At 61.3% G+C, this 22804-nt stretch carries 23 protein-coding genes and 1 other RNA gene; 8 read left to right on the top strand and 16 right to left on the bottom strand.

Annotated elements, in window-relative coordinates; translation table 11 throughout:
- Positions 1 to 36: 36 nt before the first annotated feature.
- The gene (locus JI748_RS04200) at positions 37 to 471 is read left to right on the top strand and encodes a hypothetical protein (protein WP_201635368.1); all 435 of its coding nucleotides are present in this window, start codon (positions 37 to 39) and stop codon (positions 469 to 471) included.
- 37 nt (positions 472 to 508) lie between these two features.
- On the opposite strand, the gene JI748_RS04195 is transcribed toward JI748_RS04200, so the two are convergent.
- Both JI748_RS04195 and JI748_RS04190 read right to left on the bottom strand, forming a co-directional pair.
- Positions 509 to 2431, bottom strand: a complete 1923-nt coding sequence (locus tag JI748_RS04195) for a potassium transporter Kup (RefSeq protein WP_201635366.1) — start codon at positions 2429 to 2431, stop codon at positions 509 to 511.
- Between the two features lie 162 nt (positions 2432 to 2593).
- On the bottom strand, positions 2594 to 3175 hold the full coding sequence (locus JI748_RS04190) for an NADPH-dependent FMN reductase (protein WP_201635364.1): 582 nt from the start codon (positions 3173 to 3175) through the stop codon (positions 2594 to 2596).
- Between the two features lie 321 nt (positions 3176 to 3496).
- Between JI748_RS04190 and JI748_RS04185 the strand changes: the two genes are divergently transcribed.
- On the top strand, positions 3497 to 3823 hold the full coding sequence (locus JI748_RS04185) for a hypothetical protein (protein ID WP_201635362.1): 327 nt from the start codon (positions 3497 to 3499) through the stop codon (positions 3821 to 3823).
- Here the strand turns inward: JI748_RS04185 and JI748_RS04180 are convergent.
- From JI748_RS04180 to JI748_RS04165, 4 genes are all read right to left on the bottom strand, one after another.
- Positions 3807 to 4556: a pyridoxine 5'-phosphate synthase gene (locus tag JI748_RS04180; protein WP_201635360.1), complete on the bottom strand. Its 750-nt coding sequence runs from the start codon at positions 4554 to 4556 to the stop codon at positions 3807 to 3809. The genes JI748_RS04185 and JI748_RS04180 overlap by 17 nt on opposite strands.
- Positions 4557 to 4593: 37 nt before the next feature.
- Positions 4594 to 5148: an acetolactate synthase small subunit gene (gene ilvN / locus JI748_RS04175; protein WP_201635358.1), complete on the bottom strand. Its 555-nt coding sequence runs from the start codon at positions 5146 to 5148 to the stop codon at positions 4594 to 4596.
- Positions 5149 to 5287: 139 nt separating this feature from the next.
- Complete coding sequence (locus JI748_RS04170) at positions 5288 to 7057, bottom strand: acetolactate synthase 3 large subunit (protein WP_201635356.1); 1770 nt, start codon at positions 7055 to 7057, stop codon at positions 5288 to 5290.
- 361 nt (positions 7058 to 7418) lie between these two features.
- Positions 7419 to 7694 (bottom strand): hypothetical protein, encoded by a 276-nt coding sequence (locus tag JI748_RS04165; RefSeq protein WP_201635354.1) that lies wholly within the window; start codon positions 7692 to 7694, stop codon positions 7419 to 7421.
- Between the two features lie 165 nt (positions 7695 to 7859).
- On the opposite strand from JI748_RS04165, the gene JI748_RS04160 reads away from it, so the two are divergent.
- The gene (locus tag JI748_RS04160) at positions 7860 to 9272 is read left to right on the top strand and encodes an MATE family efflux transporter (RefSeq protein ID WP_233280609.1); all 1413 of its coding nucleotides are present in this window, start codon (positions 7860 to 7862) and stop codon (positions 9270 to 9272) included.
- Here the strand turns inward: JI748_RS04160 and miaA are convergent.
- Positions 9269 to 10162, bottom strand: a complete 894-nt coding sequence (miaA, locus tag JI748_RS04155; RefSeq protein ID WP_201635352.1) for a tRNA (adenosine(37)-N6)-dimethylallyltransferase MiaA — start codon at positions 10160 to 10162, stop codon at positions 9269 to 9271. The genes JI748_RS04160 and miaA overlap by 4 nt on opposite strands.
- Before the next feature lie 24 nt (positions 10163 to 10186).
- Between miaA and serB the strand changes: the two genes are divergently transcribed.
- Positions 10187 to 11059: a phosphoserine phosphatase SerB gene (gene serB / locus JI748_RS04150; RefSeq protein ID WP_201635350.1), complete on the top strand. Its 873-nt coding sequence runs from the start codon at positions 10187 to 10189 to the stop codon at positions 11057 to 11059.
- A gap of 77 nt (positions 11060 to 11136) precedes the next feature.
- Here serB and hflC read toward each other — a convergent pair whose 3' ends face one another.
- From hflC to JI748_RS04115, 7 genes are all read right to left on the bottom strand, one after another.
- A complete protein-coding gene (gene hflC / locus JI748_RS04145; RefSeq protein ID WP_201635348.1) occupies positions 11137 to 12255 on the bottom strand; it encodes a protease modulator HflC in 1119 nt (372 codons plus the stop codon).
- 3 nt (positions 12256 to 12258) lie between these two features.
- Positions 12259 to 13371 (bottom strand): FtsH protease activity modulator HflK, encoded by a 1113-nt coding sequence (gene hflK / locus JI748_RS04140; RefSeq protein WP_201635346.1) that lies wholly within the window; start codon positions 13369 to 13371, stop codon positions 12259 to 12261.
- 64 nt (positions 13372 to 13435) lie between these two features.
- Positions 13436 to 13960, bottom strand: coding sequence for a dihydrofolate reductase (locus JI748_RS04135; RefSeq protein WP_201635344.1), 525 nt, complete (start codon positions 13958 to 13960; stop codon positions 13436 to 13438).
- A 21-nt stretch (positions 13961 to 13981) separates the two neighbouring features.
- Complete coding sequence (locus JI748_RS04130) at positions 13982 to 14557, bottom strand: dihydrofolate reductase family protein (RefSeq protein ID WP_201635342.1); 576 nt, start codon at positions 14555 to 14557, stop codon at positions 13982 to 13984.
- Positions 14558 to 14634: 77 nt separating this feature from the next.
- Positions 14635 to 15132, bottom strand: a complete 498-nt coding sequence (locus tag JI748_RS04125; protein WP_201635340.1) for a GNAT family N-acetyltransferase — start codon at positions 15130 to 15132, stop codon at positions 14635 to 14637.
- Positions 15129 to 16163: a DUF4424 domain-containing protein gene (locus JI748_RS04120; RefSeq protein WP_201635338.1), complete on the bottom strand. Its 1035-nt coding sequence runs from the start codon at positions 16161 to 16163 to the stop codon at positions 15129 to 15131. Before JI748_RS04120 ends, JI748_RS04125 begins: the two co-directional genes overlap by 4 nt.
- A gap of 86 nt (positions 16164 to 16249) precedes the next feature.
- Positions 16250 to 17044, bottom strand: a complete 795-nt coding sequence (locus JI748_RS04115; protein WP_201635336.1) for a thymidylate synthase — start codon at positions 17042 to 17044, stop codon at positions 16250 to 16252.
- Positions 17045 to 17193: 149 nt separating this feature from the next.
- On the opposite strand from JI748_RS04115, the gene JI748_RS04110 reads away from it, so the two are divergent.
- Positions 17194 to 17394, top strand: coding sequence for a YdeI/OmpD-associated family protein (locus tag JI748_RS04110; RefSeq protein WP_201635334.1), 201 nt, complete (start codon positions 17194 to 17196; stop codon positions 17392 to 17394).
- A 1-nt stretch (position 17395) separates the two neighbouring features.
- On the opposite strand, the gene JI748_RS04105 is transcribed toward JI748_RS04110, so the two are convergent.
- Complete coding sequence (locus tag JI748_RS04105; RefSeq protein WP_201635332.1) at positions 17396 to 17962, bottom strand: YkgJ family cysteine cluster protein; 567 nt, start codon at positions 17960 to 17962, stop codon at positions 17396 to 17398.
- On the opposite strand from JI748_RS04105, the gene ssrA reads away from it, so the two are divergent.
- From ssrA to JI748_RS04090, 3 genes are all read left to right on the top strand, one after another.
- Positions 17959 to 18316, top strand: a transfer-messenger RNA (tmRNA) gene (gene ssrA / locus JI748_RS04100). The genes JI748_RS04105 and ssrA overlap by 4 nt on opposite strands.
- Positions 18317 to 18421: 105 nt before the next feature.
- Positions 18422 to 18907 (top strand): SspB family protein, encoded by a 486-nt coding sequence (locus JI748_RS04095; protein ID WP_201635330.1) that lies wholly within the window; start codon positions 18422 to 18424, stop codon positions 18905 to 18907.
- A gap of 14 nt (positions 18908 to 18921) precedes the next feature.
- A complete protein-coding gene (locus JI748_RS04090) occupies positions 18922 to 19161 on the top strand; it encodes a ribbon-helix-helix domain-containing protein (protein ID WP_201635328.1) in 240 nt (79 codons plus the stop codon).
- On the opposite strand, the gene JI748_RS04085 is transcribed toward JI748_RS04090, so the two are convergent.
- Positions 19136 to 22768: an AsmA family protein gene (locus JI748_RS04085; protein WP_201635325.1), complete on the bottom strand. Its 3633-nt coding sequence runs from the start codon at positions 22766 to 22768 to the stop codon at positions 19136 to 19138. The genes JI748_RS04090 and JI748_RS04085 overlap by 26 nt on opposite strands.
- Positions 22769 to 22804: the final 36 nt, after the last annotated feature.

Here is a 22804-nt window from a genome sequence, read left to right as displayed (position 1 = left end):
GGCAAAGCCCAAATCACGGGAAAGGGAGAGACGCAGATGGATACCAAGGCCGCAATTCTGGCGCTGATGACCGCCTGGGGCGTCGGCGCCTGCACCACCCTTCCCGCTCTGGCGCAGGACGCTGAAGAACTCGTCGAGGAAGCGGGCGATGCCGAAGGCGATAACCCGCTCCTCAATCGCGTCTGGGTCATGCAAGGCGCCGCCGACTCGCTGCCCGGCGTCATGCACATTTTCCTAGCCGACGGTACCCTGGTTTCGGACAGCTGCTGGGAAACCTATCGCCTTTCGACCTGGCAGCAGGTTTCCGACACCGAAATCTCCTGGGAAGAAGACGGCATGACCATCAGCGCCGATATCACCTCCGTTAGCGATGCCGAACTGGTGCTGAACCTCAAATTGGTCGGCGGCGCCGAGGAACAGCGCTTCGCACCCGCACAAGTGCCACATGTGTGTCCGGAAATGCCGCGCTAATCGCGGCAAATGCTAGCACCGATCTGTCACCAGACGATCAGATGATGACCTGAGTGCCGATCTCCACAACGCGCCCGGTGGGTATATGGAAATATTCAGTGGCATCTGAGGCGTTTCGCGCCAAACGGATAAATAGTCGATCCTGCCAGAACCGCAGCATTCCCGACTTGGCTCCCAGCTTCAGCGACCGTCGCGACAGGAAGAACGATGTCGACATGATGTCGAACTTCCACCCCAGTTTACGAGCCAGCGCCAAGGCCTTGGGGATATTGGGACTTTCCATGAAGCCGAAGGTCACCACGACGCGGAAGAACAGCTCGTTATAGGCGTCGATCGTCACCTTTTCATCGTCCGGAACACGCGGCGAGGTAGAGGTGCGCACGGTCAGAATGACGTTCTGCTCATGCAAGACCTTGTAATGCTTGAGCGAGTGCAACAGTGCCGTTGGCGCCCCTTCAACATCCGAGGTCAAGAAAATCGCCGTTCCTGGCACAGTTGTCGGCTTCTTCTTCGAGAGATTGTTGACCAGGAACTCGAGAGGCACTTCGTCCCGTCGTGTTTTCTCAGACAAACGCGCACGCCCGGCCATCCAGCTCCACATCAATAGTGCTACGCCGAGCGCAACAACTGCCGGCACCCAGCCTCCCTGGAACAGTTTTGCTGCATTCGCGGCAAAGAAACCGCCGTCGATCACCGCGAACAGGAGCCCGAAACCGATCACCGCGATCGGATGCCACTTCCAGTTCCGCCACATCACGACGATCAGGAGCGACAGCGTCACGATCATCACGCCCGACACCGCAATGCCGTAAGCGTTTGATAAGGCTTCTGAACTGCCGAAAATTGCGACCAGCAGCAACACCCCGATCATCAGCATGGTGTTGATCTGCGGCATGTAGATCTGCCCGCTCTGCGTCGCCGATGTATGCTGAACCACCATGCGCGGCAGCATGTTCAAAGCAATCGCCTGCTGCGTCAGACTATAGGTGCCGGTAATCACCGCCTGGCTGGCAATAATCGTTGCCATCGTGGCCAGGATGACGAACGGCAATAGAGCCCATTCCGGTTGCATTTCAAAGAAGGGGCTTTCGACATTCTCGACCCCCTGCAGCAAGACAAAGGCTCCCTGCCCGAAATAGTTGAGCAGCAAGCACGGAAACACCAGGCTGAACCAGGCGATCACGATCGGCTTTCGCCCGAAATGGCCAAGATCGACATAGAGCGCCTCGGCACCGGTTACCGCCAAAAAGATCGCGCCCATCACCACAAAGGCAATCCCGAAATGGGTGAACAGAAAGCCAAACCCCAGCAACGGGTTGAGCGCCATCAGCACGGCTGGATAGTTGATGATCTGCACAAGGCCCGAGACGCCCAGCGTCAGAAACCAGACGGCCGTAATCGGCCCAAAGACGTTGGCGACTTTCGCCGTGCCGAAGCGCTGGACGGCAAAGATCCCGACAATGATCAGAAGCGTTATCGGCACCACCCAGCGGGTCATGCCGGGCGCCACCAGTTCCACACCCTCGACTGCCGAGAGCACCGAAATGGCTGGCGTGATGATCGCATCGCCAAAAAACAGAGCCGCACCCAAGACGCCTAGTGCGGTTATCCAGATCGGTGGCTTGGTGAAGGTTTTGCGCGCGAGCGCCATGAGGCTCAGCGTACCGCCTTCGCCATTGTTGTCGGCGCGAGTGACGAAGAAAACGTATTTGACCGCAACGGTAAGCGTCAGCGCCCAAACGATCAGCGACAGGAGGCCGAGGATTTCGACATCGGTCCCTGCAGCCCCAGGGCGGACATGCGTGGCCTGCCGGAAGGCGTAGATCGGGCTCGTACCGATATCGCCATAGACGACGCCTATCGCGCCCAGGGTGAGAAGAGGGAGACTGTTTTTTTCGTGGCTGGCCTGATGGGTCGCTACGTCACCGGCAACAGAGCCGGCATGGTCCGCACGCGTCATGAGCTTTGGGGCTCTCGCTGGTTTAAGGCCGGCGGGGCTATACACCCGCCCGCCGTTACACACAACACGCAGGCTTCAAATTGGTTCGCAAGACCAGAAGGGGCCGCCCCTTTCGCAACGGCCCCTTCCAGGTAAACGAAGAGTTTGGAGGTCTTCGAATTCTTAGCGAGCGGACTTGGTCGCGTTGCCCCACCAGACCAGCTGGTCGAGCATGTCGTTGGCGGACGGGCCGATCGAGCCTTCAATCTCGCTGAACGGCTTGTTCTGCTGGCCGAGCGGGTGAACGGCGAAGAAGTCGCTGCCACCGATATGGACGGCCGAGCGGGTCGAAACCATCTGCAGTTCGACGCCGATGCCGCGCAAATGTTCTGCAGCGCGGGCAGCACCCACAGTGCCGTAGCCGACGATGCCAAACGGCTTGCGGTTCCATTCCTTGTAGGACTGGTCGAGAGCGTTCTTCAGCGCGCCGGTGATGGAGCGGTTGTATTCTGCAACGACGAAGATGAAGCCGTCGAATTCAGCCAGCTTGTTCTGCCATGCCACGGCGCGCGGGTCGCTCGACGGCATCCAGAGATTGGAAGCGGCTTCGTCAAAGAACGGCAGGTCGAAATCGCGCAGGTCGAGCAATTCGGCGTCGATACCGCCATGGGCATTGGCCTTGTCCAGGATCCACTGCGCCGGCTTGTCGCCGAAACGGGTAGCACGGGTGGACGAAATGACGACGCCGATCTTGAGATTGGACATTGGGATGCCCTCCTTGGTAACAAAACGTAACTGAGGCGATATATGTGCCTGAGAGCGCTTCTCTCAAGAAGGCACGTCGCTGTCGCCCGGGATCAATGGCGTGCCCCGGTATCACTGATGTAAGTATAGGCGGCGACTGCGTTTTTGAGCTATAGACAGTGCGTACAGGCTTGGTTCAGTCAACTGCATCACAGATCGGGACGCACTGTTCGGAGAGCTGCGACAATTATTTCGCGGGCGCGCTGCGATACCCCCCAAATGGAGGGTGCGGCCATATCGGTCATGTCGTTAATTCGCCTCGGGACAAACCTGAGGGACACCATGAAACTCGCATCTCTGACACTGGCGCTGGCCATCGCTTCGGTCGGCACGCTCGACGCTGCCGCACTCGACCGCCGCGTTCGCATCAACAATCATTCCTCCTACGACATCATCGAGTTCTATGCCTCCAATAAGGGCACGCGCGATTGGCAGGAGGACATACTGGGCCGCAACATCTTGCCCGCGGGCAATAGCGTGGTCATCAACATCGATGATGGCACCGGCTACTGCAAATACGACTTCCTCGCCGTGTTCGAAGACGGCGACGAGCTGGTCAAGTACAACAACAATGTCTGCGAACTGTCCGACTTCAGCTATTGGGACTGAGCACGGCCCGGTAGCGCCGGACCGCTTCCGCAAAGCCCATCAGCAAGGCATTGGCGGTGATACCGTGGCCGATCGAAACTTCGGCCACGCCCCGGACTTTGGCCTGGAAAGCCGGAAGGTTTTCCAGCGTCAAATCATGTCCGGCATTGACGCCGAGGCCGATCGCCAGCGCCGCCTCCGTCGTCTGCACCAGGGCGGAGAGCTCCTGGTCTGCCGTGGCGGGGTCGGCAAAACACGCCCCGTAGGGTCCGGTGAAAAGCTCGATCCGGTCAGCGCCAGTGGCCTTGGCGGCGGCTACGGCTTCGGCACCGGCATCGGGGTCGCAGAACAGCGAAATGCGCCGGCCGGGCTTGCTCAGCTTGCCGATGACCGAAGCCAGAAAATCGGCTTCGCCACGAAAATCCCAACCGTGGTCGGATGTCGCCTGTGCCGGATCATCCGGCACCAGCGTCACCTGCTCGGGATCCACCGCTTCGATCAATTCCAGGAAGTCGTCGCTCGGATAGCCTTCGATGTTGAACTCCGCCGCCGGATAGTCCGCGCGAAGCAGTTCCGAAAGTTCGAAGACATCGGTCCGCCTGATATGCCGCTGGTCCGGACGCGGATGAATGGTGATGCCGCTCGCCCCGGCATCGAGCACCACGCGGGCGATGCCGGTGACGCTGGGCCAGGGCAGATCGCGCCGGTTGCGCAGCTGGGCGACGGCATTGAGATTGACGGAGAGAAGGGTCATGGCAGGTCTTTCGGCTAACAAGACCTGCCATACACCATTACATGCCTTCGGGGCCACGCCCGATCGCAGCAAGACCGGTGCGGACCACTTCGACCAAGCCGAGCGGCGCCATCAGTGCGATGAAGCTATCGATCTTGTCCGGCTTGCCGGTTACCTCGAAGATGAAGCTTTCAACCGTCGCATCGATGATGTGGGCGCGGAAGGCATCGGCCAGCCGCAGGGTTTCGGCGCGGTGATCGCCGGTGCCGCGCACCTTGATCAGCGCCAGTTCGCGCTCGACATAGGAGCCCTCGGCCGTGAGGTCATGCACCTTGTGCACCGGCACAAGGCGTTCGAGCTGCAGCTTGATCTGCACCAGGACCTTGGGCGTGGCGACAACGACAACGGTGATGCGACTAAGTCGCTTGTCGTGTTCGGTCTCGCTGACGGTCAGGCTTTCGATATTGTAGCCGCGGGCCGAAAACAGGCCGACGACGCGGGCGAGGATGCCCGGCTCGTTATCGACCAGAACCGAGAGCGTGTGGCGTTCGGTCTGCTGGGTTTCCTGGGTCAGGAAATAGGCCGAGCCGGTGGGCTGCAGATGTGCGTTCATGATTTTGCTCTTTGTAGCGAAGGTTTGCGCGGCACTTTCAACAGACCTCATCCTGAGCTTGTCGAAGGACGAGGTCGTGGCACCATTGCGGGCACGACCTCGTGGTTCGACAGGCTCACCATGAGGTCTACTGGAGCGCCTAAACCAGCTGCCGTCCCTTTTCGTCGATGATGGACCCGATATTGGCGGTGTCGGGCAGGATGATCTCGTTATGCGGCTTGCCCGATGGGATCATCGGCAGGCAGTTCTCGTCCTTTTCGACGATGACGTCGAACAGCACCGGACCATCATAGTCGAGCATTTCGGCAATCGCCGCGTCGAGCTCGGCCGGGTTCTCGCAACGGATGCCCTTGCCGCCGTAAGCCTCTGCCAGCTTGACGAAATCGGGCAGCGACTCCGAATAGGAATGCGCGTAGCGCGAGCCGTGGAGGAGGTCCTGCCACTGGCGCACCATGCCCATGCGCTCGTTATTGAGGATGAAGATCTTGATCGGCAGGCGATACTGCACCGCCGTCGACATTTCCTGCATCGTCATCTGCACCGAGGCTTCCCCGGCAATGTCGATCACCAGCGCATCGGGATGCGCCACCTGCACGCCAACGGCAGCCGGCAGGCCATAGCCCATCGTGCCGAGGCCGCCCGAAGTCATCCAGCGGTTCGGCTTGTCGAAGTGGAAGTGCTGCGCCGCCCACATCTGGTGCTGCCCGACTTCGGTGGTGATGAAGACGTCCTTGCCCTGAGCCTTGGTGGCTTCATAGAGGCGCTGGATTGCCCATTGCGGCTTGATGGTGGTGTCCGAGTTCGTGAAATTCAGCGAGCCGACATCGCGCCATTTCTGGATTTGGCTCCACCACGGCGCGATGGCCTCGGTGCGCGGCTGGTTGGTCTTGGACCGCCAGATGCGGATCATCTCTTCTAGCACGCGATTGCAATCGCCGATGATCGGGACATGGACCTGCACGACCTTGTTGATCGAGGACGGGTCGATATCGACATGGATCTTGGTGCTGTTGGGCGAGAAAGCATCGATGCGGCCGGTGATGCGGTCGTCGAAGCGCGCACCAATATTGATCATGACGTCGCAGTCATGCATCGCAAGGTTGGCTTCGTAGGTGCCGTGCATGCCCAGCATGCCCATCCACTGCGGGTTCGATGCGGGAAAGGCGCCGAGACCCATCAGCGTCGAGGTCACCGGAAAGCCGGTCAGTTCGGCCAGCTCGCGCAGGTTTTCCGATGCTTCGGGACCGGCATTGATGACGCCGCCGCCGGTATAGAAGATCGGCCGCTCGGCCTTAAGCATCAGGTCGACTGCCGCTTCGATCGCCTTTAGGTCGCCATCGACCTGCGGACGATAGGATTGGTGCCGCAAGGTATCGGCATCGGGACGATAATAGTCGCCCATTGCGAACTGGACGTCCTTGGGGATGTCGATGACCACTGGGCCCGGACGGCCGGTGGTGGCGATCAGGAAGGCTTCATGGAGGATGCGCGGCAGGTCGGCGACCGACTTCACCAGATAATTGTGCTTGGTGCAGGAACGGGTAATGCCGACCGTATCGCATTCCTGGAACGCGTCGGTGCCGATCAGCGTCGTCGGCACCTGAGCGGTGATGCAGATCAAGGGAATGGAATCAAGCAACGCGTCGGTGAGGCCGGTAACGGCATTGGTAGCACCGGGTCCGGAGGTCACCAGCACGACGCCGGGCTTGCCGGTCGAGCGCGCATAGCCTTCGGCCATGTGCGTTGCGCCCTGTTCGTGGCGCACCAGAATATGCTGGACGAAATCCTGCTGGAAGATGGCGTCATAGATCGGCAAAGCCGCGCCGCCCGGATAGCCGAAGATATGCTCGACACCCTGGTCCGTCAGCGCCTGGATCACCATTTCCGCGCCGGTCATTCTTTCGGCCATTACATAGCCCTTCCCTAAGTCTTTGCCCCTCCCAGCGGGGCCTCGCCATCACTGTGCCTCGCATCCGCACACGCGAAACAAGGCAATAAAAAAGGCCCCCTTCGGGACCTGTGTTCGGCGCACCAGCTATCGCGCGGGGTTTTACCCCACGGTGCCGATGCGCCTGCATACTACGAGAATGAGTGCCCGCACTGGACCGCTCCACAAAATAAGACGGTGCATTGATAGAAGCATTGTTTGCTGCAAGTCAAGCCGATGCAGGACTGTGGCGTACGGACGAAATAAAACACCCGACCGGGGGCGGTCGGGTGTCTGGCGCCTGGGGGCGCAGAGCCGCAGGGGGCGCTACGGCTATTTCGTCTTAGCCACGCGGGCAAGCCGCAATGTAGCGGTCGCCATCGGGCTCCTGATAAACGCAACGGTCGCGGCTTTCGCCATAATAGCCGACCAGGTCGCCAGCAGCTGCGCCAGCAACAGCGCCGATGCCGGCACCAACGGCCGTGCCCAGAACGCTACCGCCGGTTGCAGCAGCGCCGATAACGCCGCCGCCGATGGCGCCAACGGTTGCACCCTGCTGGGTGGTGGTGCAGGCAGCGAGGGAAAGCGTGGTAGCGGCAATGATCAGGATCTTGTGCATGTAGTCCTCCAAAGGAATGCTGCTCCGAAAATGCGCCGATCACGCAAAGGTTCCGGCGCAATTTGAACTTTATTAACGCGATCGTGAGCGGCAGCCCTCGATGGCCAAAACCTTTCCCGAAACGCAGGATTGCACTAGACCGAGCGCGCGAGTGGGAGAAACGAGATGACCGATACCATGGCGCCACATGCGGCGCCCGCTGCCGCAACGCAGCTCGGCTGGGGCGCAGAACTGCGCGCCACCTTTGCCCTCGCCTGGCCGCTGGTGATCGCGCAGCTGGCGCAGAATGCCTTGCACACGACTGACGTTATCCTGCTTGGCTGGCTTGGGCCGACCTATCTGGCAGCCGGGACCTTGGGCACGACCTTCTTCATGCCCTTCCTCCTGTTTGGCATCGGCGTGGTTGGCGCGGTCGCGCCGCTCGTGGCGCAGGCGCGCGGCGCCCGCAACGTCAAGGCCGTGCGGCGCATCGTTCGGCAGGGCTTTTGGGCCGGCATCCTGATCGCTGCCTTGCTACTCCCCCTCGTTTGGCAGATCCGGCCGATCTACCAGTTCCTGGGACAAGACCCGGTGGCCACCGATCTGGCGGAAACCTTTATCCACATTGTCGTTTGGTCACTGTTTCCGGCGATCGGCATCATTGTCCTGCGCTCGTTTCTCTCAGCCTTCGATGCCACAAGAGCGATTCTCCTGATCACCGTGCTCGGCGTCGTGGTCAACGCGCTGATCGCCTACGCCTTGATCTTCGGCAATTTCGGCTTGCCGCGACTGGAACTGCGGGGCGCCGCGATTGCGACGCTCACCACCAACATCATCATGTTCATAGCCATGCTGATCTATGTGGTCCGGCACCGGCGCTTTGGGCGGTTCCACATCCTGATCCGCTTCTGGAAGCCGGACTGGGGTTATTTCCGTGACATCTTCCGGATCGGCACGCCGATCGGCCTGACGGTGTTGGCGGAAGTCGGGCTCTTTACTGCCGCGGCTCTGCTGATGGGACGGCTCGGCACCGACGAGATCGCCGCCCACGCCATTGCGCTGCAATGCGCGTCCATGGCCTTCATGGTGCCCCTTGGGCTTGGCGTTGCAGCTACGGTCCGCGTTGGCCTCGCCTATGGGCGGGGCGACCGCGAGGCTGTTCGGAAAGCCGGCTGGACTGCCTTCGTGCTGGGCACGGGGTTCATGGCTTTGTCGGCTATGTCGTTCCTGCTCTTCGGCCCGATCATTGTCACCTTGTTCCTCGACCCTCACCAGGAGGGCAATCTCAATGCCCTTGGTCTGGCCGCGTCCTTCCTTGCCGTTGCCGGAATCTTCCAGCTCGTAGATGGCGCGCAGGTAGTTGCAGCCCATTCGCTGCGCGGGCTCAGCGACACCAAGGTACCGATGCTGATGGCGATCGGCGGCTACTGGCTGGTCGGCCTGCCGGTCGCCTATGTCTTCGGTTTCGTTTTCGAAATGCGGGGCGTTGGCATCTGGATCGGCCTTGCCTGCGGTCTCGCCTTTGTCGCTGTTCTGCTCGGAACACGCTTCATCATGCGCGAAAAACTGGGGCTTCTGGAGCCAAGGACCAAGGCCTAGAGCTGCGCTCCGGCCAGACCAAGCCGGGGCCAGTCGCCCATTCGATTGCGGAACCAGGTCCGCTGCCGCTTGGCGTATTGGTGGGTGGCGATGGTCGCCAGGTCGATCGCCTCTTCTCTCTCCAACTGCCCGCTGAGCCAGTCTCTAATCTCGGGCACGCCTATAGCTTTCATCGCCGGCAGGCTCGGGTCGAGCTTTTGCCCCAGCAGCGCCTCGACCTCCTCGACGGCGCCATTCTCGAACATGCCGGCAAAGCGCTGGGCGATGCGGTCGCGAAGAATGTCGCGATCCGGCCAAAGCACCATGCGCTCAATGGTCCAGTCGCGGATCGGTCCCGGCTGCTGATCACCCTGAAAGCTCGATAGCGTCCGCCCCGTTTGCCGCTTGACCGCCAAGGCACGGATAACGCGCTGCGGATCGGCGACCTTGAGGCGGCGGGCAGTTTCGGCATCCTCCTGTTCCAGCAGTGCCATGCGCTGCGCTTCGCTTGATAGCTCGAGCTCTAACTGCACGGACTGCAAAATCTCGGGCGAAATTTCCGGCACGTCGGCGAATCCGTTTACGAGCGCATCGAAGTAAAGCCCCGTACCGCCAACGAAAATCAGCTCTCGGTCCGGATCGGTCTTGTCGATGATCGCCTGCACTGCCCGCAGCCACTCGCCGGTCGAAAAGCGCGTTGCGGGCGAAACGGTACCGTACAGAGCGTGCTCGGCCAGCGCCTCGTCGGCGGCACTGGGGCGCGCGGTGACGACGCGCAAGATGTCATAAACCTGCATGGCGTCGGTGTTCACGATTAACCCGCCCGAGGCACGCGCGCGCTCCAGCGCCAAGGCTGACTTGCCGCTCGCGGTGGGACCCGCTATCAGCACCGCACGCCTTTGGCCCGTCACGCAAAACTCCCGAAAGCTGCTGCCATGCCGGTTCTTTCCCTGATCGCCAACCCTGCCGATTCCGAGCTTGATCCCGCGCTCGCCGCTATGGTGGTAGAAGCGACGGGCGGTGAACTCAACTGGCTAAATCATTCTGTAGCCTGCGATATCCTTGAGCCCAAGGCACCGGACGCTCTGGCCTTGGCACGCGACATTATCAGCCAGCGCCGGGTGGATGCCAACCTCCTTCCCACCGAAGGCCGCCGCAAGGCGTTGCTGATTGCTGACATGGACTCCACCATGATCGAGCAGGAATGCATCGACGAACTGGCAGATGCCCTGGGCATCAAGCCCCAGGTCGCCGAGATCACCGATCGCGCCATGCGCGGCGAACTCGATTTTGCCCAGGCGCTCGACACCCGCGTGGCGCTGCTCAAGGGGCTTAACCGGTCAAGAATCGAGGAGATCCGGCGCGAGGCCATTACCCTGACTCCCGGCGGCCGGACCTTGGTGCACACGATGAAGGCCTATGGCGCCTATACGTCGCTCGTGTCTGGCGGCTTCACCTTCTTTGCCGATTACTTCGCCAAGCGGATCGGCTTTGATGAGGCAATTGCCAACGTTCTGGAATTCGACGGCGAGCAACTCACCGGCACGGTCAGCAAGCCGATCGTCGACAAGAACACCAAGAAAAACCGTCTGCTGGCACTAGTCGAAGAACGTGGCCTCGGGCCAGACCAGACCCTGGCCGTCGGGGACGGGGCCAACGATCTCGACATGATCGGTGCCGCCGGTTTCGGCGTCGCCCTGCACGCCAAGCCGGCTGTGGCAGAGGCCGCTGGCATCAGGATCGATCATGGCGATCTAACTGCACTGCTTTACATGCAAGGCTATAGCGAAGAAGACTTCGTTCGCTGACCGCCATCTAGGTGCGAAAACAAAAGGGCCGGTGCAGTCTCCTGCACCGGCCCTTTTGTTATTCGCCTTGTCCCCGCTTACTGGGCGGGTGCCAGAAGCGGCGTTCCGGTTGCCGCAGGTGCGGCAGGAGCCGGCTCCTCGACCGGAGCAGGAGCCTCGGTGCCGACAGTTGGCTGGAGCGGCGTGCCGTCATCGAGTGTGAGGCTCGGGAGGGTCGTTTCTTCAATCCCCAGACCATCGAGCGCGGGCTCGTTATCCGTGGCCGCCGCCTCGGGAGCCGGCGCTGGCGCGATCGGCGTGCCAAAGCTCGTGCTGGCGGCCGGAAGCTCGCCATTGGAGCCGAAATAGCGGAAGAATTCGCTTTCCGGCGACAGGACCATGGTCGTGCCCGAGTCGATCAAGGCATTCCGATAGGCTTCCATCGAGCGGTAGAACTCGAAGAACTCCTGGTCCTGCCCATAGGCGGCCGCAAACAGGCGGTTACGCTCGGCATCGCCGGTACCGCGGATGATTTCTGCATCACGGGTCGCGGCAGCGACGATTTCAACAGCCTGACGTTCGGCGATAGCGCGCAGGCTCTGTGCCTGTTCTTCACCACGAGCCCGAAGCAGTGCGGCTTCGGCAAGACGTTCGGCACGCATACGCTCGTAGGTGCGCTCGAACACATCGGCCGAAAGATCGGTGCGAAGGATGCGAACGTCAACCACCTCGATACCAATCTGCTCGAGATCGGGACGGATGAGGTCGCGCGCTTCGGTCATCATCTGCTGGCGCTGTTCGGAAAGAGCAGCGTTGAATTCGCGCAGACCATAGACCTGACGCAGCACGGCAGCAAAGCGCGTTGCAATACGATCATCGACCACCGCGAGCGAGCCCTGGGCGCGTTCACGGAAGAGACGCGGATCGGCAATGCGATAGGTCAGGAAGGCGTCGACTTCATAGAAGGCACCACCGGATACCTGCACGCGCAGATCGGAAATGTCCTGACGCAGCAGACGGTCTTCGACAATCTGGACGCTGTCGACAAAATCGGTCGGAATCTTGAAGTAAAGACCCGGTTCGGTGCGAATATCGGTGATTTGGCCGAAGCGCGTAACGATAGCCTGCTCTCTCTCGTTGACCACGTAGATCGACGAGAAAAGAATGTAGAGCGCGACAAGGATTACGCCGCCAATGACATAGAGACGATTGTTCATGGCTTAGTTCCCCGCCCCCGTCGGTGTGGTGGTGGCGTTGGATCGTGCGCCAAGCTCAGGCAGCGGCAGATAGGGCACGACGCCCTGGCCATTGGCCCCCTGCTCCATCAAGACCTTTTCGGACGAGCCGATCACCTGTTCCATGGTTTCAAGGAACAGACGCTTGCGCGTCACTTCGGGCGCGTTGACATATTCGGCGTAGATCGAGTTGAAGCGCTCGGCTTCACCGGTTGCTTCCTGCACCACGCGGTTGGAATAAGCGGCCGCTTCTTCGCGCTGCGCCGCGGCCTGACCGCGGGCATCACCCAAAAGGGTATTAGCGTAGGAGCGAGCTTCTTCCTGAACGCGGTCCTCGTCCTGCTCGGCACGCTGCACTTCGTTGAAGGCATCAGCGACTTCGGCCGGTGGCTGCGCGCCTTCGATGGAAATCTGGCTGACCGTGACGCCAAGGCCATAGCTATCGAGGATGGTCTGCGTGATCTGCTGGACTTCGGCGGCAATGCCTGCCTGGTCGTCGCGGAAGACGTCATTGGCCGGGCGACGGCCGACGATTTCGCGCATCGCACTTTCGGCAGCGTTGCGGACCATGTCTTCGGGATCGCGCACGTTGAAGAGGTAATCGATCGGGTTCACAACCGACCAGAAGACCGAGAAGCGAACATCGACGATGTTCTGGTCACCCGACAGCATCAGCCCGTCATCGCCACCGGTGCGGCCATTGGACGGGGTCGTGCCGATCGTGGTCTGGTTGACCGTGACGTTGACCTTCTCGACGGTCTCGACCGGCCAGAGATGGAAGTGCAGACCAGGCGTCGAAAGCTCGGGCTTGGGTTGGCCAAGACGCAGCTCGACGCCAACTTCCTGCGGAGCCACGGTATAGACCGAATTCAGAAGCCAGAAGGCGCCAAGTACGACGACACCGCCGATGATCAGCCAGCGCCCACCGGGAACGCCGCCGCGGAACTGGTCGCGGCCACGATTGAGGATGTCCTCGAGATTGGGCGTGTTGCCGCCACCCGGACGACGCGGACCACCGCCACCGCCCCCACCCGGCGCCTGGCCCCAGGGACCGCCATTGTTGCGGCCGCCTCCGCCACCATTATTCTCCCAAGGCATCGCATTCCTTTCGGTGTCTAAGGGAAATTCGTCTTGGTCATATATAAGCAAGGCGCGCGCGCGATCAATGAGCGCGGGCAGCAAGCCTTTCATAGACTTTGATAATGTAGGCAGCCTCGTCCTTGGGCGATGGCACGACCTCCGGCTCGGCGACGATCTGCCAGATTTCGGGGTCGATGGGCGGGAAAACCACGTCCCCCTTAGGGGCGAGATCGACATGGCTGATGTAGAGCCGATCAGCGACTTCCAGGGCCTGCGCGTATATGTCGCCGCCGCCGATGACCATGATCTCGTCCACGCCCGACGCTTCGGCCAGCCGTCGCGCAGCGGCCAGCCCATCGGGCAGAGTATGAACCACGGTGACGCCCTCGAGGGCGTAATCGGCCTGCCGGGTCACCACGATATGCGGCCGCCCGGCCAAGGGTGTTGGAAAGGTCTCGAACTGCTTGCGGCCCATGATCATGGGTTTGCCCATGGTTGTCTGCTTGAACCAGGCGAAGTCGGACGGAATGCGCCAGGGAATGGACTGGCTGGCGCCAATGACATTGTTGCGGGCAACCGCAGCGATGAGGGAGACCTTGATACTCAAGCGCGACTGCCCTCCAGGCGATCAGCGGACGACGTCATAGACCAGCTTCTGTATGCCGTTCGAATAGGCCTTGCTGTCGACGAGGCGCAGCATCTGCTTGTCCTTGTCGGTCTCGCTGAAGAGGCGCTTGCCGGCGCCAAGCAACGTCGGGAACACCAGAAGGTGGTAGCGGTCGATCAGGCCCGCATCCGAAAGATTGCGCGCGAGCGTGGCGCTGCCATGCATGCTGATCGTGCCCTCGTGTTCGGACTTGAGGGCGGCAACGTCATCGAGGCTGCGCAAAATCTTGGTGGGACCCCAATTCTCTACGAGGTCGCTGTCCTCGAGCGTCGACGACACGACGTATTTCGGCATCGCGTTATAGAGCGGGAACTCGTCCGTCATCCCCGGCCAGACCGGGCTGAACGCCTGGTAGCTGACGCGGCCAAGCAGCATGGCCGTCGCCTCCGCTTGCTCTTCGCCCTTCATCTCGTAGGCTTCGGGAACGAAGTCGATACCGTTGAAGGTCCAGCCGCTATTGCGGTAGCCCGCCTCTCCGCCAGGAGCTTCCATGACGCCATCGAGCGAAACGAAGGCCGTGCTGATCAGAATTGCCATTTATTGTCCTCTGCCTGGGCGCCGGGTTCGACGCCTCCTGCCCTGCCGACGAACCTCCGGCTAAGACTTCGACATATTTACAAAGCGTCGATCTGACCGAGCTTTGCGAGGGCCGGCCCATCGATCCGCACCTTCGTCCACTCGTCCTGCATCACCCCGCCCTGTGATTTATAGAACTGGATCGACGGCTCGTTCCAGTCGAGCACCCACCATTCGAAACGCCCAAGCCCGTCGCGGACGCAGCGCTTGGCGAGGTGCTTCAGCAAAGCCTTGCCGATGCCTTTCCCGCGCAGCGACGGATCGACATAAAGGTCTTCGAGCCAGATGCCGTGCCGGCCCTGGAAGGTCGAATAGGTGTAGAACCAAAGGGCGAAGCCGACAGGCTTGCCCTCCCACTCCGCTATCTCGGCAAAGACCTTGCGGTCGCCACCAAAGAAATCACGCGCAATGTCCGCCTCGGTCGCCACGACCTCATGCGCAAGGTTCTCATACGCGGCAAGCGCCACCACGAAGTCGAGGATCAGCCGCGCATCTTCTGGACGCGCCGGCCGGATGGAGAGGCTCGCTTCGGTCACTGATCGTACCAATCGACCGGGCGAAGCAGCAGGATTTCGAGTTCCTGGTCATAGGGCGGATACCAGTCCGTCGCCGTCATCTCGAAGGTCGTGGGTCCGATCTTCTTGACGTTCTCGCCGCAGAACGAAACCAGGGCCTTCGGATCTTCCTTGTCCACCGTCAGCGTGAACTTGCCGATCGGTCCGGCCCAGTTGTTGCCGGTCGACCAGATGTAGGAAATCCAGTTTTCGACATAAGGATAGTTGGTCCAGCCCTCGGACGGGATCGCTACTTTCTCCAGCGTCGCGACCAGATCATCGTCGACGCAATAGCGCTTCTGGTACTCGCCAAAGCGCGCTTCGTTTTCGGGATAATTGTCGTCTGGCATGAAGGTTGTCGCCACAGTGCCGCCGACGCTCGGGGTATAAGTATGGACCACCTCGGACATGCCGGGTGGGAATGTGGCTTCCCAGGTATAGGTGGAGCGCAGCGTCCAGGCCGGCGTATGGTCGACCTCAGGGCCCTCGCCAGCGTCGTATTCCATCCTGTCGACAAGCCCCAGATGCGCGAGCTGGGCAAGGTCTTCCTCCGGCAGCGCGTTAAGCGCATCCTGCGTCTCGTCGCCGAACGGCGCCAACGGGATGCCCAGAGCCTGGAGTTCGGCGGAATAATCGACATTATTTTGGAAGGCGTATTGGTAAAGCTCGGCATCGACCGGCTCGCCGTCGAATGTTGTCTCGAAGCCGAAGAGGTTACTGGGGTCTTGCCCCTCCTCCCTGCCGCTCGGCACATCGGTCATCATGTCCGGGCCACCCTCGACATCGGGCATGGGGAAGGCCACGAGCAGATGCTGGTCTTGGCCGGACGTATTGTTGAACTCGTAGACGACCTTGATCTGCGACGGCGAGACGAAGAGATGCTCGGACGCCATCTCGATGGTCTGGTTGTTGACAAAGACCAGGCCGCCCGCCCCGAGTTGTGCCGTTGTGTCATTGGCAAGAACCGGAACCGGCAGGAGGCTTAACGCTACAAGGCAAGCAGAAAGTCTCACGATCGTTTCCCCCAAGATAACAGCCACTTGTATCGCATGCCGGATTCTCGCGCGGAAGATCAGCTGTCAAGAAAACAGCCCGAGCCTTAGACCGAAACCGCAGCCTTGATATGCGGATGGGGATCGTAGCCGTCGAAGGCAAAATCTTCAAAGACGAAGTCCTCGATGCGCTTGCGCTCGGGGTTCATCACCAGCCTGGGCAGCGGACGCGGTTCGCGCGTGAGCTGTAGCTGCGCCTGTTCGAAGTGGTTGGAGTAAAGGTGCACGTCGCCAAAGGTATGGACGAAGTCGCCGACCTCGAGATCGCATACCTGTGCCACCATATGGGTGAGAAGCGCATAGGACGCGATGTTGAAGGGCACGCCGAGGAACGTGTCCGCCGAGCGTTGGTAAAGCTGGCAGCTGAGCTTGCCGTTGGCGACATAGAACTGGAACAGGCAATGGCAGGGCGGCAGCGCCATGTCGTCGACTTCGGCAGGGTTCCAGGCTGAAACGATGTGGCGCCGGGAATCCGGCTTTGTCTTGATGCTCTCAATGACATTGGCCAGCTGGTCGATCTTGCGCCCCTCCGCCGCCGGCCAGGATCGCCACTGCGAGCCGTAGACCGGGCCAAGGTCGCCGTTCTCGTCGGCCCACTCGTCCCAGATTTTGACGCCATGCTCCTGAAGCCAGCGCACATTGGTTTCGCCGCGGATGAACCAGAGCAGCTCATAGATTATGGATTTCAGGTGCAGCTTCTTGGTGGTCAGCAGCGGAAAGCCCTTGGATAGATCGAAGCGCATCTGGTAGCCGAACAAAGAACGCGTGCCAGTGCCAGTCCGATCGGACTTGTCGGCGCCGTGCTCGAGAATGTCGGAGAGAAGTTTGAGGTAGGGCTGCATAGCCCCAACTTATGCGATTCGGCTCCGGCCACCCGGTAGGCTAATACCGTTTCCACTGCTGACAGCAGATGCCCTGCCCGCCACTATCGTTGCGGCAAAGGAGAGCGACCATGAGTCCGCAACTACGACCATTTCGCAAGCGAGAGGATATGCCCGACTTTGTCCGCGAGGCGCTGGAAGCAAGAGGCCTGCGCGAGAAATATGACGCCCGCCCGCCCTATCAGCGCAACGATTACCTCCTCTGGATCAACAAGGTGAAGCGGGAGGAAACCAAGCTCAAGCACCTTGAGCAGATGCTAGAGGAGCTCGAAGCCGGCGGCGTCTATATGGGCATGAAGTGGAACGGCTGAGCTAGACCAGTGCGCTTTCGAACACTGTTTCGTCGCGTTCCCAGGTGTGGGTCTGGTCGATATAGGCGACCGACCAGGCAAACACCTTTTGCATCTCGCGCAGGTCACGGGCCACGACGGCGTCTTCCAGAAGTTCATTGATCCGCATCTTGGCCGGCAGGTGACCTTCCGGCCCAACACGCTCGAACTCGACGCCGATCCCCGCATCGACCCAGGCGCCGACCATGCCGGCAAAATCTTCCGAGACCAGGAATTCGGAAAAGCGCAGGATCAGGATGGTAATGGTGTCGTTTTCCATCGCTTCAGAGCGGATCACCACGCCGCTTTGCTCCGGATGCCAGTTGGGCCCGAGCTCTTCGAGAAAGAAGTAGCCGCAATAAAAGCCGCGGCAGACTTGCGGTCGCACTTGGTAGACAGTGCAGCCCTGCCCTTCGGCACAATGGAGGCAAGTGGCATTGGCCGGCTTCTTGAGCTCGGGCACGCGGATCGGCGCAAAGGTGCAGCAGGCGGTACAGCCTGCGCAGTTGCGCCCCTCGATCGGCACCCAGCCAATTTTGTCGTCATCCATTTGCATGTCGTCCAACGGTCACCTATATAGGTCTTGCCCGCAAGGGCTATGGCGATAAACGGTCATTGTAATAAACCCTTCGGACCCGGGGGCAGTACCCGGCGTCTCCACCATCTCCTCCCGAAAGGGGTGAGCCAATGGGGACGAAACAGGATCGACGAGGGCGTAAAGAGTGTGCTTTTGCTCGGTGAGGTACCACCGTTATCGGTCCGAAACTTATAGTTGCTAATGACAACAATAAGGCTCCAGTCGCTCTCGCTGCGTAAGCAGTGCTAGCATTGGGAAATTAAGTCCTCCGCTCCTAGCCGGGCGACAGGCGGGGTTCGCAGGCACCTGGCAACAGAAGCCTGCACTTCCCTTCATAGCCCATCAACCGCTTCGCCTTTGTCCTTGAAATCTTGGGGAACGTAGGGCTGATATGGGCCGTTCGGGAATCGAAGACCCGGTAGGAGTTGCGTCATGGCCGAAGACCATTTGCGATACGACATTCTCGCCCAGGAAGCCCTGCGCGGCGTCGTGCGCAAGGTTTTGGCCGAAGTGTCACGCACGGGGCTTCCCGGCGACCACCACTTCTTTATATCCTTCGCTACTCGCGCGCCGGGCGTGCGCATTTCCGAAGAACTGCTCAAGCAGTACGATAAGGAAATGACGATCGTGCTGCAGAACCAGTATTGGGACCTCAAGGTCACCGAGAGCACGTTCGAGGTGGGACTGAGCTTCAACGGGCAGCCGGAAATCCTGGTCATCCCGTTCTCGGCCATCAAGGGATTTTTCGATCCTTCCGTGCAGTTTGGCCTGCAGTTCGATCCGGCCACCGCAGGCCGTGACGACAACGAGGCGGCCGCCGATGCTGCAACCGAGGCTGCAGAAGACGCCGGCAGCGTTCCCGTCGAACAGCCGGGCGAAAAAGTCGTCAGCCTTGACGCGTTCCGCAAGAAACCCTGATCCCATCCGGACCCATGGATAAGCGGTCCTTCTCCATCGCCGGCCACCGAACCTCGATTGCGCTCGAAGCCGACTTCTGGCGCGGGCTCGAAGCCATGGCGGCTGAACGGAGTGTCAGTCTCGCAGGGTTGGTGCGGGAGATCGACGAAACGCGGGAGACTGCGAACCTCTCCTCAGCGGTGCGGCTGGCGGTCTTGGAATGGTACCGCGCACGCGCAGAACAAAACCTCAGAACGGGTTCAGCGGCTGATTGACGCCGTTACCGATCGGCTGGTTGACCTGAGGCAATTGGAGATCGAACGCCCCGGGCGTGACCGTTGTCGGCGGAGTGGCGGGCGGCGCGGCCGGGGGCGGAGCAGGCTGCTGCTCCAGTTCGAGCATGCGAGCGGCTTCCTCTGCGGCAATACGTTGCGCTTCGGCTTCCGCACGCTGGCGCTGTTGTTCGGCGATCAGGCGGTTGCGCGCTTCGGCGGCCTCGCGCTGGCGCGCTTCGTCTTCGATGCGCATGGCTTCAAGCCGGTCGACTTCGAGCTCGTTGGCGCGCACCTGAATGGCCGCCACCATTTCGGCGAGATCGACCACAATCTGGGGCGACGCAAGCGTACCGCCAATGGTGGTGACGATGCGGGCAGTGTCGGCTTGCACCAAGCCTGCAGGGTCGAGGTCGTCGCGTGGGGTAAGGACGAAGGAGCCGTCGAGTCCCAACCGGGCCAGAACGAGGTTGAGACTGCCGGCAAGACGCCCCCCCTGCCCTTCGATGATAAGATTTGCCAGCCGCGCCGTGCCGCCTGCAATGGTAAAGGCACCCTGTGCCAGATCGGCAGTGAAATCGCTGCCGGAAAGACCAAGACCAATCATGGTTTCGAGCGTCGCGGCATCGGTGTTGAGCGCATCATCAATGGCGGCAATGGATGGGAACACACCTGAGGAAAGACCGGTGGCGGCGAAGTCGGCGATGGAAAAATTGCCCTCTCCCGTCATGGCGCGCATGACGTCCGCCAGGCTGGCGCCGGTGCCTTCGAACTGGAGGCCGCCGTCCACAAGGCCACCCAGGCCGCTGGCGATCGGACCCGGCGTGACCGCATCGAGGTCGACCCCAGCAAGCGTCACGCGTCCAGACAGCGTGCGATCGCTGAGCGGACCGGAACAGCAGAGCGTCAGGTTCATCGCCATCGTGCCGGAACCGGCTTCGGCTTTGAAGTTTCTGAGGCTGGTAGCGCCAGCGTCCCAGACGTAGTTGAAGTCCGTTGAACCAAGGATATCGACGCCGTTGGCAGTGACTTCTTCAGCGCGAATAGCGATGTCGCCGCGCGTCTGACGTTGTGCGGTGCTGGCAGCAAGCGGACCTTCCGGCCATGGACCGTCTTCTGGCCCAACGCCAAGCAATGCCTCGGTGCCGAACAGCGCCGCGGCAAGACCGCCTGCATCCAGCGCATCGGCTTCCAAATCGCCGGTGAAGCTGGGTACATTGCCAGTGCGGCCAAGCAAAAGATTGCCACGGACCCCGGCACTGCCCATCACAGCTGAGATATCGTTGAGCGCCAGAGTATCGACGCCGTCAAAGCTTAGAGCAGCAGTGGCATCAAGCGCACCAAAGCTTGCGCCGCCAACGCCGGCGAGAGCCGCCAGCGCATGGCCTGGTTCAAAATTTGCTTCAAGCGTCCCGTCGCCGCTGACCTGCCCATCGGCGGCAAGCGCAAGATTACCGAAATAGCTCAGGGACTGGTTACCCATGCTCACGGCGGCTCGGCCCTCGAAGGCATCCACGCCACTGCCTTCGAAGAAGAGGCTGGCGATCAGCGGCTCCGTCCCCTCGAACAGCATCCGGTCGGCAAAGCCGAACTGCGCCTGCAGCGCCTCGGCATCGCCCTCAAGCGACGCGATCAGGCGCAGATCGCCAGTCGAGACGGCGGGCAAACCATCGGCCATTTCGGCGCGCAGGTCGAAATCGCCGGCACCAAGCGTGCCGCCCAGGGTCAGAACCTGTCCTGACCCGTTATCGCCGTCACTCAGGATGAACTGAAGATCGGCCGGCCAGGCACCGGCAAGACCCTGCTGCCAGCCATAGGGAAGGCCAACGGTCTCATAGAACAGGTCGAGCGCCGGGGCGTCCGCCTCTGTCACGCCGATATCGCCAGAGCCGGTGATACGCGGCTCGGCAAGCGTCCCGCCGATGACGATATTGGCATCAAGACTGAGCCCGCCCCAGCCGGCGGCATAAAGGCGGGAGAAGTGGAAGGTTTGCGGTGACCACTGCGCCTCGGCGACAAGGTCGACTGCCGGCAGGCCCAGCACGTCGACGCTATCGGCCATGAGGCTGAAACTGCCGTCGGGAAAACTATGGGCAAAGCTTGTGTCCAACACATTGGGCAAGAGAGCCTGGAGCGCTGCAGTCTGCGAAGCGTTGAGCGTGCCGAGCGTAGCGGTGCCGTCGAAGCGCGGTTCGTCGCCGAAACCGATGCGCATTTCGACCAAATGGGTTTCGCCGGAAAAGGTGAAGCGCCCACCTGTCAGCCCAAAAGCATCGCCTCTCAGCATCAGCCGGCCATTCAAGGCGCCGGGGAGATTGAACAGTGGATTGTTGTCCTGCGGCTTGCGCCACAGGGCCGAAAGCGCGTCGAGGCGCTGGGAGGTCATTGCCAGGTCACCGGTAAATCCGGCCCGGCCTCCTTCATCGCTAAGCGTGCCCGACAACCGCAGTTCCGTCTCGCCAGGCAGGTTCGCCACGGCCTGCTCGATCGCCCAATTGCTCCCGTCGGTCGTCGCATCGATCCGCACATCGCGCAGGGCAAAGCCGCGCAGCGTCGCCTCGGCGAGGTCGATGCCCAGCCGCCCCGGGATCGGCGGCAGCGGCGGTGCCGGGATCTCGCCCAGCAGGCGCACGAATTCGTAAGGCAGTTCGCTCGGAACTTCGCTCGCGTCGCGAGGAGGCAGGGAAAAGACGCCGCCCGAGATCACCGCGTCGAAACTGTTGCGGGCGCCGAACTGCACGCTGGCGGCGCCGGTCAGGCGCGTGGCGGCGCGGTTTTCGTCGGGCATCAGGGTGAAGCCGCTGAGCACCGCACGATCAGTCGAGGCGGTGAGCTTGCTTTCCAGTACCAGGTCGCCCCGGATGTCGTCGGCAGCTTCGGCGCCGGGCGGCGCCTGGCGATAGGTCAGCGTGCCGTCGAATTTGGGCGCCATGCCGGCGGTCAGCAGTCCCTCGGCGCTGACCGAATAGGCATTGGCGACTTCCCGTAGCGAAGCGCTGAGCCGCGAAATGCCCTCGGCGTCGCCTGGCCCGGTGCTGAAGCGCACATCAAAGCGGTTGGCGCCATAATCGGCAAAGCCCTGGAACTGGAAAGGGCCGCTAAAGCTCGCAAGTCGGAAATCGCCATCGACACGGTTTGCGGTGAACACTTCTTCCGAGCGCAAATCGGTCAAGCGGATGCGGCCGTTGGAAATCCGCGCCTGGCTGAGGGCAATCCCTGCTCCGCCACCGGCAATGTCGACCCCGCTGCTGAACAAGCCGCTTTCATCGAGCACCAGGTCGACCTGCGGCTGGTTGAGGGTCAGCGCGGTAACGGTGTAATTGTCGCGCAAGAAATCCATCAGCGCGAACTCGGCTTCCACGCCCTGGACGGTGGCGGCAGGGGATTCGATGTCGCCGACCACCACATCGGAAAATTCAAGGCGCGGCGTCGGTAGCAGCGAGAAGGAGATATCGCCCCGAATCGTCACGTCGGCACCGAGCACGCCCGTGGCCAGGTCCTCCATGCGATCGCGGTAATCGCTCCACTGGATAAAGCGCGGCGCAATAAAGGCGCCGGCCAGCACCACGATGGCGAGCATGCCGACGATGATATAGATGCGATTAAGCACTGGAGCCGTTCGTTTCCCGCTAAGAACCTCATGCAA

It is taken from the genome of Devosia rhizoryzae (genome assembly GCF_016698665.1).
Classification (GTDB): Bacteria; Pseudomonadota; Alphaproteobacteria; order Rhizobiales; family Devosiaceae; genus Devosia; species Devosia rhizoryzae.
The sequence above is the reverse complement of the archived record's forward strand: the minus strand, read 5'-3'. Positions and strand labels throughout refer to the sequence as shown.